The 15,143-nt window shown below is 62.7% G+C and carries 8 protein-coding genes and 1 pseudogene; all 9 read left to right on the top strand.

Annotated features, from left to right (window positions below; all coding sequences use genetic code 11):
• Window positions 1–244: 244 nt before the first annotated feature.
• The 9 genes and pseudogenes from B4E96_RS11455 (at window position 245) to B4E96_RS11495 (ending at window position 15,117) form a co-directional block, all read left to right on the top strand.
• Window positions 245–2,008: pseudogene (locus tag B4E96_RS11455) on the top strand (M14 family zinc carboxypeptidase).
• 280 nt (window positions 2,009–2,288) lie between these two features.
• On the top strand, window positions 2,289–2,753 hold the full coding sequence (locus B4E96_RS11460) for a MarR family winged helix-turn-helix transcriptional regulator (protein WP_286957650.1): 465 nt from the start codon (window positions 2,289–2,291) through the stop codon (window positions 2,751–2,753).
• Complete coding sequence (locus B4E96_RS11465; protein ID WP_286957651.1) at window positions 2,750–3,892, top strand: LLM class flavin-dependent oxidoreductase; 1,143 nt, start codon at window positions 2,750–2,752, stop codon at window positions 3,890–3,892. The genes B4E96_RS11460 and B4E96_RS11465 overlap by 4 nt, the downstream gene beginning before the upstream one ends.
• Window positions 3,889–4,455 carry an NADPH-dependent FMN reductase gene (locus tag B4E96_RS11470; protein WP_286957652.1) on the top strand — a complete coding sequence of 189 codons (567 nt, stop codon included), beginning with the start codon at window positions 3,889–3,891 and terminating at the stop codon, window positions 4,453–4,455. The genes B4E96_RS11465 and B4E96_RS11470 overlap by 4 nt, the downstream gene beginning before the upstream one ends.
• A 58-nt stretch (window positions 4,456–4,513) precedes the next feature.
• The gene (locus B4E96_RS11475) at window positions 4,514–4,978 is read left to right on the top strand and encodes an SgcJ/EcaC family oxidoreductase (protein ID WP_286957654.1); all 465 of its coding nucleotides are present in this window, start codon (window positions 4,514–4,516) and stop codon (window positions 4,976–4,978) included.
• 135 nt (window positions 4,979–5,113) lie between these two features.
• Window positions 5,114–5,356, top strand: coding sequence for a hypothetical protein (locus B4E96_RS11480; protein WP_286957655.1), 243 nt, complete (start codon window positions 5,114–5,116; stop codon window positions 5,354–5,356).
• A 271-nt stretch (window positions 5,357–5,627) separates the two neighbouring features.
• The gene (locus B4E96_RS11485) at window positions 5,628–6,872 is read left to right on the top strand and encodes a M20 family metallo-hydrolase (protein WP_286957656.1); all 1,245 of its coding nucleotides are present in this window, start codon (window positions 5,628–5,630) and stop codon (window positions 6,870–6,872) included.
• Window positions 6,873–7,192: 320 nt separating this feature from the next.
• Entirely contained in the window at window positions 7,193–10,309 is a 3,117-nt protein-coding gene (locus tag B4E96_RS11490) for a DEAD/DEAH box helicase (RefSeq protein WP_286957657.1), read from the top strand.
• Window positions 10,309–15,117, top strand: coding sequence for an Eco57I restriction-modification methylase domain-containing protein (locus B4E96_RS11495; RefSeq protein WP_286957659.1), 4,809 nt, complete (start codon window positions 10,309–10,311; stop codon window positions 15,115–15,117). The genes B4E96_RS11490 and B4E96_RS11495 overlap by 1 nt, the downstream gene beginning before the upstream one ends.
• Window positions 15,118–15,143: the final 26 nt, after the last annotated feature.

Genomic DNA, 15,143 nt, shown 5'->3' on the forward strand with positions numbered 1-15,143 from the left:
CGCCTCCGCCGCCCCCGCCGGTGACGTGCTGCTGCTGACAGTTCCGGCCGACGACGTCGAGGAGGCCTCTGAGACGCTCGGCGATCTCGACATCGTCAGCGCAGAAGGCGACAATGTCATCGTCCTCGGCGATCAGGACCTCGCCGACGAACTGGAGAAGACCGGAGCCTCGGTCACCGCCGAAAGCTACGCCGACTCCCTCGGCGCCCGCCCTGCCAGCGCACAGCCGGCCGCACCCGCCCCGGTGCCGGCCAAGCTCAACGCCGCTGACTACGACACGTTCTTCAACGGCTATCGCACCACCGGTGCCTATGCTCAGTTCGCCAAGGACCTCGCATCCCAGTACCCAGAGCTCGTCCAGCACGTCGACTACGGAGACACCTTCCTCAAGCAGCAGGGCCAGGGCGGCCACGACCTGGTCGCCGTGCGCATCACCGCCGACGTCGCCGACCAGCCCGAGTACGCCGACGGGCAGGACGGCAAGCCGCGGTTCTTCCTCGGAGCGCAGACGCACTCGCGTGAGATCATCACCAGCGAGATGGCCTGGCGCTTCGCCACCGAGCTCATCGACGGTTACGGCACCGACGCGCAGATCACCTCGCTGCTCGACTCGACCGAGGTGTGGGTGAGCTTCCAGCACAATCCCGACAGCATCGACGTCGTGGAGCAGGCCTTTGCCGATGGCGTCGACACGACACCGGCCGGTGACGGCAATCCGAACTCCACTTCAAAGGCGTGGCAGCGCAAGAATCAGAACACCGCAGGGTTCGAAGAGACCGGTGCGCCCTGGTCACGCAGCCAGCCCGGCATCGACCTCAACCGGAACTGGCCCTAAGGCTGGGGCGGCGCGTCAACGAGCAGCGATCCGAGCAGCGTCCTCTACAAGGGAACCGCACCGGCGTCCGAACCTGAAGTGGCAGCTCTTAAGAACCTGCTCGAAGATCTCTACGGCACCTACGACGTTGAGACGACGACCGCTGCGCCGGACGAGCGGGCCGGCACCTATATTCACCTGCACTCGTATTCGGACCTCATCCTCTATCCGTACGGTTTCGACAACACCGCAAACCTCCCCAACGCCGGCGCATTGATCGCCGGTGCCTTCCGGCAGTCGTTCGGCAACGACTATGCCACCGGTGCACCTGGCGACGTGCTGTACAACGCCTCGGGCGGCGACTTCGACTACGCCTACGGCAAACTCGGCGTACCCGGCTACGTCTACGAGATCGGCACCGCTCGCGAAGGCGGTTTCTTCCCCGGTTTCCAGCGCGCCGATGACTACTGGCAGAAGGTTCAGCCTGGTCTGCGCTTCGCAGCTGAGGCCGCCTACGAGCCCTACACCGCCTCGCTTGGCGGTGTCGTGTCCGAACTGACAGCTGAGCGTCAGGACGACGGGTCCATCATCGTCACCGGCACAGCAACCGATGACGCCTATGGCCAGGACGCAGGGTCGGCTGAGCGCCGGCCGGCAGTCACACAGATCGACGATGTCGAGATCCAGGCCGCGGTCGACCGCACCGCCCTTGATGCCGGGGAGTCCACCGGCCCAGGCGAGGCTGCCGTTGCCGAGGCGGGGGAGACCGTCGACTTCGAGGCCACCATTGCTAAGGAAGGCTCGGAACAGGCCAGGTTCGTCTTCGCGCGGGCGCGGAACGGCTCCGGCGAGTACGGTCCGTGGCAGGCGGTCTTCGTCGATCCCGTAGAGGAGGAAGAAGCACCAGAGCCGACCGACGCGCCGTCGCCGGATCCTGAGCCCACCGCGGACCCGACCGCAACTCCGACAGGCGAGCCATCCGCCGATCCCAGCGAGGGCCCGACGAGTGGGCCCACTGACGAACCGCGCGACGATAACGGCAAGCGCGACGACGACGATTCGTCACGCGATCAGGATCGCGACGACCGATCCCAGCTGCCGCGCACCGGCACCGGGCTCTGGCCGCTGGCGGCAGGTGCAGCGCTGCTCGCCGCCGGAGGACTCGGCGTGTGGGTCTCGCGGAGGCGGAGCTGACACATACCGGCACCAACAACTGACATGTGATCGGCACGTGGACTGAGCTGGCAGACACGCGCGGGAGGGTGTGAAGAAGGCGAATCGTCTTCCTCACACCCTCCCGTGGCGTGTATGTCCTTCCATCAGGATGACGTGCCGTGTGATAAGGCCGGGTGCCGAGGATTTTGCACCCACATCAGTTGCGGAGTAAAGTGAAGCATCGCTTGACAGGTCAACTGATCGTGTGGATGGGGAGGCGAGGATGGATCGGCCACTGGGACTGATGATCTGGCTGCGGATGGCTCGATTCGTTCAGCGCAGCAACTGCATCTCCAATGAGTACCTCTCACAGGCCGGAGTGACCATTGCGCAGTTCGAGGCGTTGAGCCACGTGCGCGCCTACCAGCCGGTGACGCAGACCGATCTCGCTAAAGGTTTGACCGTCAGCGTCGGTGGTGTCTCACGGATGCTCAGCCGACTCGAAGAAGCCGGGCTCATCGAACGCACCCAGGAGTGGAAGACGAAGTACATCTCCCTCACTGAGGCAGGCGAGACGCTGCTGAGCTCGGTCTACCCCGGGCAGGTGGCGCTGCAGGCTTCGATGTTCGACGACGTGCTCGACGCCGATGAACAACGACAGCTCTATGCGCTGATGCGCAAAGTCCACCGCAACAGCCTGCACAAGCAGACCCCGGTCGGATTCGACCCAGCCGAGGCGGCAGCACCCGGCTCCACGCACGGCACCACGGAGAAGACGCAATGACCGACGACATCAGCACCAACGCCACCACTTTGATGAACGACACAGCCGACGCTGCCGACACGATGGCCGAGTACGGCATCAACCCGAACGAAGGTCTCCAGTTCGGCATGTACTCCCTTGGCGACCACCTGCCCAACCCGTGGGCAGAGGGCCGACGCATCAGCGCCGGTGAGCGCGTGCGCGAATTCGTCGCCTACGCCAAGGCCGCCGAACAGGCCGGCTTCGATGTGTTCAGCCTGGGGGAGAGCCACCAGGAGTTCTTCGCCTCGCAGGCCCACGCCGTCATCCTCGGCGCGATCGCGCAGGCGACCGAGACGATCAAGGTCTCCAGCTCCTCGACAATCCTCAGCACCTCGGACCCGGTCCGGGTTTACGAGAACTTCGCCACCATCGACCTGCTCTCTGAAGGCCGCGCCGAGATCGTCGCCGGCCGCGCCTCACGGGTGGGCCTGTTCGAACTGCTCGGCTACGACCTGAAGGACTACGAGGAGCTGTTCGAGGAGAAATTCGATCTGCTGCGCCAGATCAACCGCGAACGGGTCGTCAACTGGTCAGGTCAGTTCCGTGCCGACCTCAGAGACGCCGAGGTGCTGCCGCGGCCGCAGGCAGGTTCGATGCCGATCTGGCGTGCCGTCGGCGGTACACCCGCCAGCGCCGTCAAGGCCGGCCTTTCCGGCGCCCCAATGGTGATGGCCCACCTCGGCGGACCGATCGCAGCGTTCCAGCAGACGATCGACTCCTACCGAGCCGCAGCCGAGCACAACGGCTACGACCCGGCCACCCTCCCGGTGGCCACCGCCGGGTTCTTCTACGTCGCTGAGACCTCACAGCAGGCGCTGCAGGAGTTCTACCCACATGTGAACGAAGGGATGTTCCGCACCAACGGGCGTGGGATGGCCAAGCAGCTGTTCGCACAGAGCACCGACCCGCGCAGCATCATGAACATCGGCAGCCCGCAGCAGGTCATCGAGAAGATCCTCTACCAGCACGAAGCGTACGGACATCAACGCTTCCTCGGCCAGATCGACTTCGGTGGCGTGCCCTTCGACCATGTCATGCGGAATCTGGAGGTCATCGGCACCGAAATCATCCCGGCAGTCAAAAAGCATACCGCACGACAGGAGGCCACCCAGGCATGAAGATCGTCGGACTCTCAGGCTCGACCGTCGGCGCGACCACGCGCACGGCGATGAACTACGCGATGGAGGCGATCGGCCGGCTTGACCCGGAGATCGAAACGCAGCTCATCGACCTCGCCGATTACGACGTGCAGTTCTCCGACGGTCGCGACTACATCGAATACACAGGCGACACGCGCACCGTTGCTGAGGCGCTCATGAGTGCGGATGCGATCATCATCGGCAGCCCGATCTTCCAGGCCTCTATCCCAGGGGCGTTGAAGAACGTCTTCGATCTGCTGCCGGTCAGCGCCTTCGAGGAAAAGGTGGTCGGCATCATCATGACGGCCGGATCGCCGAAGCACTACCTGGTGGCCGAACACCAGCTGCGTCCCATCCTGACGTATATGAAGGCACAAGTCGTGCAGAGCTACGTGTTCGTCGAAGCCAAGGACGTCTACCGCGGTGAGATCATCAGCGGAGACGTCACCTTGCGCATCGACCGCCTCGTCGAAGACACCGCCGAGCAGACTCGTGTGGCCTCCCAGGTGCGTGCCGAGCGCGAAGCCGCGTATGCGTTCTAGTTCGGTCTGCCTCGGACAGACGACCTCACGCGTCGATGAATGAGCGGAGCATCGAAGAATGAAGGGACAGATGATGCACCAGCCTGAGGAAGTCGTCCAGCGCTGGGAAGCCGCCTGGAACAGTGCCGACGCCGAGGCGCTGGCTGGGCTGTTCGCCGAAGACGCGGAGTTCGTCAACGTGGTCGGGCTGTGGTGGCATGATCGCGAACGGATCCGTGAGGCGCATGCCTACGGGTTCTCGACGATCTTCCCCGGTTCGACGATCACGATGGGAGCACCTCGGGTGCGGATGATCGGTGACCACGCTGCCACTGTGCACAGCAAATGGCGGCTGCGCGGCCAGGTCTCCCCAGCCGGTGAGCCGGCAGATGAGCGCGAAGGCATCTTCACCTTCGTGCTCGAACGCCGCGAGGACGGGTGGATCACTGTAGCTGCGCAGAACACCGACATCGTGCGCGGAGCTGAGACCCATATCAGGACGGGCGGAATGCGTGAAAGCATCTCGTACCGCACGCCGCGCTGACGGGACCGGTGGCCGGCCGCCGACGGAAGCAGGCGGCAGGCGGGGTGTTGAGTCCGGCGGCTGTGCGAAATGCTTGCAGGCAGCGCCCGATGTCTGCCTACTGCCTAGCTTGTCCGCGGCGCACTGACCGCCAGCGTGGTCGTTGACACTCTCGGCCGCTACCCCGCCCTCACCGTAGCCTTCACGCTGTTGGCCGTCGCCTGGGCCCCCTACCTACCCGCCGACTCCGGCTGGCTGCTGATTATCGTGCGCTACGCCCACGGCGCGGTGTTCGGCGCCGGCCGCACCGGCTCATCCGCAATCAGGTTTTCGCCAGTCCAAGCGCAGCAGCTGCAAGAGTTGCTGGCCGTGCTGCTAATGGCAGAACGGCATGGTTGAGTCAGAAGACGCGCACCCCCACCGGCAGTGGGAGGCAGAAGGAATCGACGAGGCGATGCGCCGACAGTGACCAGTGCGTCCTTCCGGACGGGCTGAATGGGCTCAGCTGAGATCGAAGCTGGCAAGCAGACCCGAACGAAGGCAGAAGGCGTGAAGCTGTCCACACGTCGTCCGCTATGCAAACCCGGCTGGTGCTGAATCTGGCAGTGGCGTATGTCTGGAGTGACAGGCCTCAACAGCGGTGTTGGGGCTGATCTGGAAAGGGACGGTTATGAACACGATTGCCCCAGTGGGAGAACGCTTCGCTTCCGAACTCGCCGAGCTTTCGACGTTCGTCGATTCTGACCGCCCCGGATGGACGCGCCGCGCGATGAGCGAATTCGACATCGCCGGCCGTGACTACGCTCGCTCCCTCATGCGGCAAGCTGGCCTGGAGACACGGATCGACGGTGCCGGCAACGTCATCGGGGTTCTGCCCGGGCGTGTGGGTGGTCGTCAGATCATGCTCGGCTCACATACGGACACCGTTGATGCTGGCGGCCGTTATGACGGGATCACCGGGGTGCTCGGGGCGATCGAAGCCGTAAGGCTGCTGCGTGAGAACGACATCACTTTGGACCATGACCTCGTCGTCGTTGTGTTCTTCAATGAGGAGCCAAACGACTTCGGGCTCTTCTGCATGGGATCTCGGGCCATGACCGGGAATGCTGACGCAGCAATGCTGGCCATCACCGACCCGCAGGGCAGGAGCGTGGCGGACTCACTGCCGCGCTCAGGGATCGACCCGCATGAGTTCCTGCAGGCTCGCTACGACTTCTCGCCGGTGACAGCGTTCCTCGAACTGCACATCGAGCAGGGCCCAGAACTCGAACGCATGGACCGGCAGATCGGGGTGGTGGAGACGATCACCGGCATTCACCACTTCCGGGCGCTGTTCACCGGGCGTCAGGACCATGCAGGCACGACGCCCATGGACGTCCGAGCTGATGCTGGATGTGCCGCCGCTGGAACCGTACTGGCGGTCGAAGCGATCGCCGCGTCAGGTGAGAACACCCGCGGAACCTCCGGCCAGATCACGTTCACGCCTGAGGCCACCAATGTCGTCTCTCGGCTGGCTGCAGTTGAGGGCGAGCTGCGGGGGCCCAGCGGCTCATGGCTGCACGAGGCGCAGCAGCGCTTGACTGAAGCTGCAGAAGCGGAAGGCTCCAAGCGCGGCGTGCACGTGGAGATGGAATGGACGACCGCCGATGAGCCGGTGCCCATGTATGAGCCCATCACCAAGCTCATCGCCACTGCTGCTGATGAGCTCGGTTTCACCCGCGCGACGATGTTCTCCGGTGCAGGGCATGATGCGGGTGTCATCGCTTCGCAGACGAACGTCGGGATGATCTTCGTGCCCTCGCATGACGGCCGCAGCCACTGTCCGGAGGAATTCACTGAGCTCAGCGACATCCTCCCTGGCATTTCAGTGCTGCTGGAGACCGTGCTCCGAATCGACAAGGCTGGGAGCATCTGACGGAACTTGGTAACGGCCGCAATGACTGGCAGCAGATCTGAAGACCACATGGTGTAGCGAGGTGGATCGCACCAGGTTCGATGGAGGTGCACTGCTGCGCGCTCTCCATCGAACCCGAGGCGTCTCCGTTCACACACAGCCTCGGGCATTTGCGTCTGCGAAAATGTGCAGCAATCGGTGGCTGCTTGGAGCTCTCTGCCATCAGCTCTTGGCGAAGCTCACTCTCGCTGAAACCGCTGCGTCTCCATCGCAGTGCACAGCCTGATATAACTGTGGTTAACCCACAGGGCGTCCTGAGGTTCGACGACGAAAGGTGCCTGGTGACGAGCGAGACTGCAGCCGAGATGCGTACCCCATCCTCCTCCAGCGGGGCTGTGGGCCAGGCGTCTGCCGAAGCACCCACGGTCGCCCCCGGATCGGTGATCTTAGTGCGTGACGAGGAGTGGCTCGTGACGGCCGTTTCGACGCTTGAAGAATTCGACAGGTCTGTGCATCCCGCCGATGAGAACGACGTTCCGATGCGGCGTGTTCAGCGCATCGAAGCCCAGGGCCTGTCAGAACTCGTTCGCGACACAGACGCAGTGTTCCTCGATTCGATCGACACGATCACCGTTCTGGACCCGGCTGAGGCGCGACTTGTCAATGACGAGAGTCCTCAGTACCGGAACTCTCGACTGTGGCTCGAAGCAACACTGCGGAAGACTCCCCTGCCGGCAGAGGACCAGCGCATTGCGCTCGCGGGAGGGATGCTGATCGATCCCAAGGACTACCAGCTGACTCCGGTACGACGGATCTTGGACCCGCGGAACCTGCGCCCCCGCATTCTGCTCGCTGACGCTGTCGGCCTGGGCAAGACGATCGAGATCGGACTGATTCTTGCTGAGCTGATCAAACGCGGCCGCGGAGAGCGGATCCTCATCGTCACCCCTAAACATGTGCTGGAACAGATGCAGCACGAGATGTGGACGAAGTTCGCGATTCCCTTTGTACGACTCGACTCCGACGGAATCGCGTCGATCCGCCGATCGCTTCCTGCCACCCGCAATCCGTTCACCTATTACAAGCGTGCGATCATCTCGATCGATACGCTGAAGAGCGACCGCTACCTTGCCCATCTGCGGCGGCACCATTGGGATGCGGTGGTCATCGACGAATCGCACAATGTCACGAACACCGCGTCGCTGAATAACCGCCTTGCCAGCGTCTTAGCGCAGAACACCGATGCCCTCGTGCTGGCTTCAGCAACACCGCACAACGGCAAGCGCGAGTCCTTTGCAGAGCTCATCCGGCTTCTGGAACCGACTGCAATCAAGCCGACCGGAGACGTCGACAAGGCGGATATCGACCGTCTTGTCGTGCGCCGGCATCGCTATTCGCCCGATGTCGCAGCTGAAGTGGGAACCCAGTGGGCTGAACGGCTCGACCCCACGATCCAACTGGTGCAGACATCTGCTGAAGAAGACGCCATCGCCGCTGAGCTCGATTCAGTGTGGATGTACCCGCGGACAGAAGCAGGACTGCCAACCAGCAACCCGTACTCGGGCAACACGAAGTCTCTGTTTCCGTGGACTCTGGCGAAGGCCTTCCTCTCCAGTCCGCAGGCCCTCATGGAGACGGTGGACAACCGACTGCGAACAATCGGGACTGTGGAGACAACCGACACTGATGATCCTCGCGCTGTCGAGGCGACAGCGTTGCAACGACTGCGCGGCCTGGCTGAGGCTGCCATCAACGCGGTCGCAGAGAATCGACGAGCTCGCCGCGCCCCGACCGGCAAGTACGGCGCACTGCTTGACTACCTCAAGACGATCGGCGTCTCTGCACAAGGCGACATGCGTGCGGTCGTATTCGCTGAGCGGGTTGCGACACTCAACGCGGTGGCAGAAGATCTCGCCATCGATATGAAGCTCAAACCTGGTCAGGTGGCAGTGCTGCACGGAGGTCTGAGCGATATCGAGCAGATGGCAATCGTCGACGACTTCAAGCGCCAGAATTCGCATCTGCGCGTTCTCGTCACCGGCGACGTGGCGTCCGAAGGTGTCAACCTGCACGCTCAGTGTCACCACCTCATCCACTTCGATCTCCCATGGAGTCTCATCCGGATCGAGCAGCGCAATGGCCGGATCGACCGCTACGGCCAGACAGAACCGCCGCAGATCACCACCCTGGTACTCGATCCGCAGTTGGACACCGGTGGAGACGGCGGCTCGTTCTCCGGTGATATCCGTGTGCTCCAGCGGCTCATCGAAAAGGAGAACGAAGCACACCGCGCACTCGGTGACGCTGCGGCGTTGATGGGCAAGTACTCGGCCGAAGCAGAAGAAGAACTGATCCGCCAGGCACTCGCCAAGGGCCAGGATCTCGATACGGTGATCGAACCAGTCGAGAGTGTCAACAATGACCCGTTCGACTGGCTCTTCGAGGACGACGCCGACGACCACGGCTCCGCAGTACCGGAATCTGCAGATGCAACTGCCGGCGTATACCCCGCGGTGTCTGCAGAGGAAAGCGCAGCAACCGGGACGGGACTGGTGCTCTACTTAGAACCCGTCGAGTACTTGCGCGATGCACTCAACTCGATCTACCCGGAACCGGAGTTGCCACTGGGACGTGGGGGAGTGGGATGGGAAGAGCGTGGAGACCTCGCATTCGCCGCACTCACACCACCCGATGACCTGCGACACCGCCTGCGTGCTCTGCCGCAGACCTACAGACGCGAGCGTAGAGTCGACGAGGGTATGCGGCTTGCCACCAACCGTCGGCAGGCGCTCCAGTCCCTGGACCGCGCACGAAACGATCGGAACTCGACCTCACTGTGGCCGGAGCAGCATTACCTCGGCCCGCTTCACCCCGTTCTGGAATGGGCCGACGATCGGTCGCTCGCCGCCGTTCCGCAGCGCAACGCTATCTATGCAGTCAGGGCTGACGTCGACGAACCGACGATCGTTCTCCATTCGCAGCTGACGAATCTGCGCGGCCAGAGCGTCTCCAGCGTCTACACGGCAGTCGGCTTTCCTGCCTGGCCCGACAGCTCCGAAGGCCTGACGAGCGCCGCAACCGACATCCGCATGCTCATCGATGAGCTCGGAATCGGGCACCCGAGAACGAACAGCACCAGCGTAGACGTGGAAGCGTTTCAGCACTTGGTTCCGGAAGCCGTCAGCGCTGTCGCTGACTACATCGAGAACTTCGTTGCGCCGCGGGCTCGGGACGCTGCACAGCACCGTGTCGCGGCATGGCGGGCTCAAACAGACACCTGGCAGCAGGATGCACGTGAGTTCATGCAGACGCGCGCACTGCGCTCAACCCGCGCTCGCGTTGATGACGCTGCCGCACTGATTGAGCAGATGGCGCCGGATCGGATGATCACCCGTCCATTGGTGCTGGCAGTGCCTCTCGACGCGCCGGCGCCGATGCTGTCGAAGGAGGACAGTTGATGAGTCAAGAGCTCGCTGTGGTGCAGGACTTCATGAGTGAGGACTTCTTCACCTCAGACTCTAAGAAGGCTGGATCATCCTTCCGGAGCTTCGCTGCCCAACTGCGCGCTCAGTTCGAGGCCGAACACACAGAAGACGGAACTGAGACGCCTGTCACCCGGTGGCGGGGAAACCGTGCGCGTCTGCAATCAGCGTTGCTCGGACTGCCCCAGCTTGAGACGTGCCCAGCAACGGGAGAAACCTCCGAAACTGTGTTCGCCAATAGGAGCGCAGAGGAGATCCGAACAGTCCGAGAGTTCGCTGTTGACCTGCTGGCGATGCTGGGTTTCGGCCTGTCGGCCGAGGCATTCGAATCGGCTCCTGAGACTCTCGTCCGAGCGCCGCTGGCTGCGGATGCTCCAGGACTGCTCATCGTGGTCGCTGCGCCGGTGAGCACTCGCGACGACTTGCTGGCAAAGGACGACGCGACGCTGCTGTTGACAGCAAGCGACGAAGAAGACGCTGAGCAATCGGTGTCCCGACTGCTGTCGGCCCGCTTCAACGACGAGGATGCCCCGGCCTTTGCGCTCGTATTGGCGGGCTCCCGTCTGCTGCTGACAGAACGCGAACGCTGGGCCGAAGGCCGGTACATCGACATCGACCTAGCACTGCTGCTCGACCGCAACGACACTGGACGCGGCGGCAGCGTCGATCGTTTCTTCGCCTGCACCAGCGCCGCCGCGCTCGCCCCACAGGCTGACAGCTCCATCTGGTTTTCGCAGATCCTGGACGCATCGGTGAAACACACCGAGTCGGTATCAGAGGAGCTCAGAGAAGCGGTGCGCACGTCGATCGAGCTGATTGCCAACGAGGTCGTTAACCGCCGACGGGCAAAGGGCTATCCTCCACTCGCTGACGATCAGGCGCAGGAACTGGCCAGCAATGCTCTGCGCTATCTCTACCGCATTCTCTTCCTGCTGTTCGCCGAGGCGAATCCGGAACTGGACATTGTGCCGACCGGGACGACCGAGTACGAGGCCGGATACAGCCTTGATCGTCTGCGCGATCTGGCGCTCGTCGAGCTTCCGACGAAGCCCGACGGCACCCATCTCTACGAGTCGCTGCGGGTGCTCTTCCGCCTCATCAACCAGGGCCATAACGAAGCCGGTGGAGCCGGCCGCCACTCTGAGGACGCTCAAAGCAGTGACTCGCTCGTCTTTCATGGCCTCAATGCAGACCTGTTCGCTGCGTCTGCCACAGCTCTCATCGACGGTACAGAAGAGCAGCCGGTCGGACTCGGTAACGCAGCCCTGCAGCAGGTCCTGCAGAAGCTCCTGCTGACCGCGGAGAAGAAGGGACGCGATCGCGGCTTCATCAGCTATGCCGAACTCGGGATCAACCAGCTGGGCCGCGTCTATGAAGGCCTCATGTCCTACTCCGGCTTCTTCGCAAGTGAGCCGCTGTACGAAGTCGCGAAGAACGGAGATCCGACAAAGGGATCGTGGGTTGTGCCCGTATCCCGAGCAGAGGGGATGAATCCGGACGACTTTGTTCGCACACCTAACGCTGTGACCGGTCAGCTGGAGAGGGTGCGCTACCAGGCAGGGGCCTTTGTCTTCCGGCTCTCCGGGCGAGAACGGCAGCGAAGCGCCAGCTACTACACCCCCGAAGTCCTGACGCGATTCGCCGTGTCCCAGGCACTGGAGGAGCTGCTGACCGATGAGACGACAGCAGATGAGATTCTCTCACTCACTGTCTGCGAGCCGGCGCTGGGTTCTGGAGCCTTCGCTTTGGAAGCGGTCAACCAGCTCGCAAGTGCGTACCTCTCACGCCGCCAGGACGAACTCGGTGAGCGCATCGACCCTGCCGAGTACGGCTCGGAACTCCAGAAGGCCAAAGCCTTCATCGCATTGCACAATGTGTACGGAGTTGACCTGAACTCAACGGCAGTCGAACTCGCTGAGATCTCGTTGTGGCTCGACACGATGGTCGCCGGGCTGGCTGCCCCGTGGTTCGGACTGCGCCTGCGACGAGGAAACTCACTCATCGGTGCTCAGCGCAGCGTTTACAGCCGTGAGCAGATCAAAGCTGGTCAGCACTTCAAGGTGAGTCCTCAGCCCGTCGGCGCGCCGGACAATGCCGCTGGACTGCAGCAGCGCAAGCCGACGGACGTCTACCAGTTCCTGTTGCCGTCGCACGGGTGGGGCGCAACGGCAGAGTCGAAGGAAGGAAAAGCACTCGCAGCCGATCGCGTTGATGAGCTGAAAACGTGGCGTCGCGGCGTCCGCCGAAAACTGACTGCCGCACGCACCGGGATGGTATCGGCGGCAAAACGCAAACAGCTCGAGAAGCTCCAAGCGCTGAGCGCGCGGGTCGATACGCTGTGGGAGACTGCTCGTCGCCGTCTGCAGATTGCCGAAGAGCAGTCACAGCGTTCGGTTGAGATCTGGGGGCAGGAAGAGACTCGTGCGGGCACATCAGTCACACGCGCTCAGATCGAGAAGAGTCTCGCGGACGAAGCGAGTTCTTACCGCAGGCTGCGAAGGCTCATGGATGCCTGGTGCGCATTGTGGTTCTGGCCCCTGACAGTCGAAGACACTGCCAGAGCCGCCGGCGCTGAGGCTGCCAAGCGGATCCAGCCTCCCACCATCGATGAGTGGATCGCGGCATGTGAGGACCTCCTCGGGCGAGCCCCCGAGGCGATCGAAACGCAACAGGGGGAGGTTCGGTTCCGGCAAGGCGACCTGGTGACAGACGCCAGTTGGGACGAGCTCGATGAACACGAGCCTGTGGAACTCGGCTCCGCTGGCGCACTGCCCATCGAACGGGTCCTGGAGAAACACCCGTGGCTGAAAGTGACGGAAAGGATCGCCCGCGATCAGGCCTTCTTCCATTGGCAGCTGGAGTTCCCCACGATCTTCGACCGAGGTGGTTTCGACCTCCAGCTCGGAAACCCACCATGGGTTCGGCCCCGGACCGATACCGCTGCGCTTCTTGCCGAAGGTGATCCATGGTGGCAGCTCGCTCATAAGCCATCTGAAGCAGCAAAGAAGGACAAGCGCATATCTACTCTTGCTGTTGAGGGAATGCGAGAGCTCCTTCTTGATGGCGATGCCGAGGTGGTATCGCAGGCAGAATATCTGGGGCATGAGACGACGTATTCGCTCATTGCCGGCACTCAGCCGGACTTGTATCGCTGCTTTATGGAACAGACGTGGCGCCACGTGCGCGAGAATGGTGTCGTCACGCTCATCCATCCGGAATCGCACTTTACAGATGACAAGGCCCAGAGTCTTCGGCGGGCAGCGTACAAACGCCTCCGCCGCCACTGGCAGTTCATCAACGAACTGATGCTGTATGAGATTGACCATCATGTCAGCTACGGCGTTCACACCTATGGGCAGCCACGCGTTGATGTCTGCTTCCTTCACGCAACATCGCTCTACCATCCTTCGACGGTCGAGCGGTCACTCCTGCACAACGGTGATGGGCCGGAACCCGGAGTCAAAGATGAACACGGAAACTGGGACCTGCGGCCTCACGCTGCGCGCATCCAGCGCGTGACCGCCGAGGTGCTGAAGACCTGGGCCGAAACTGTCGAACCGGTAGGAACTCCAGCGCTGGTATCTAAGATGGTATACACCGTCACGGAATCGACCGCCTCGGTCCTGGCGAAACTGGCAGAGGCCCCCCGCCTCGGCGACGTTGAGCCCCAGTTCAGTCGTGGATGGGACGAGTCGATCGACCGAAAGCGTGGTCGGTTTCAGCTCCGCTGGGGCGGCGTTGAACGGTGGGAGGACGCAATCCTGCAGGGACCGCACTTCCACGTCGGGAACCCATTCTATAAACAGCCCAATCCGACAATGAAGCACAACCAGGATTGGACCACCGTCGATCTCGAACACTTGCCTGCCGATGCACTGCCTGTCACCAGCTACAAGCCGATCTGGGACGCTGACTACCGCAACCAGTACACAAGGTGGAAGGTCGGCGACGAAACCGTTGATGCTCGCGACTACTACCGAATCGCATGGCGCCGCATGGCCGCAAACACAGGGGAGCGCACGCTGATCCCGGCGATCATTCCACCGGGAGCAGCACATCCGGATGGCGTCTTCAGCCTAGGGCTTCCGACCGGCCGCAGTGCCGATCTTGGGCCGATCGCTGCATCAATGCAGTCGCTCATATCAGATCTGGTAGTCCGGTCTTCTCCGCGTAGCAACATCTTCCCTTCGTTGGTCACCAGACTGCCATCGTGGTCGTCAGCTTCCCCAACTCTGAATGCAATGGTTCTTCTTCGGACAATGCGCCTGAATTGCTTGACGAATGCGTATGCGAGTCTCTGGCTGGATAGTTGGACCGACGAGTTCCTCGCCGACAGCTGGACGCAGGACCATGAAGGCCGGCTGGCGACATCACTGGGTGACGTGCGACAGGAGTGGACAGCAGACACACCGCTGCGTCGCGCACTTGACCGCCGGCAGGCTCAGGTTGAGATCGACGCTCTCGTCAGCCTCGGGCTGGGGATTACCGCTGATGAGCTCTGCACCGTCTACCGCTCGCACTTTCCCGTTCTCTACGGCTATGACAGCGGTCTCGACTCAAAGACCCAGTACTGGTACGACCAGAATGGACGGCTGGTGCCGAACGAGGTGCGAAAGCTGTGGCAGAAGAACGAGGCAGAAGGCCGTGAGACCACGGCAGGCGACCTCACTGCTGAATCTGCGGGCGGGTTTACGTACGCGTTCGCCCCGCCATTCACGCTCCTTGATCGCGAACGAGACATGCGAATCGCGTACGCTGAGTTTGAACGTCGCCTGCAGAATTGAGGTGGCGCGCCGCTCGGAGGCTGACG

The organism is Brevibacterium sp. UBA7493 (genome assembly GCF_002479565.1).
In the GTDB taxonomy this organism is placed as follows: Bacteria; Actinomycetota; Actinomycetes; order Actinomycetales; family Brevibacteriaceae; genus Brevibacterium; species Brevibacterium luteolum.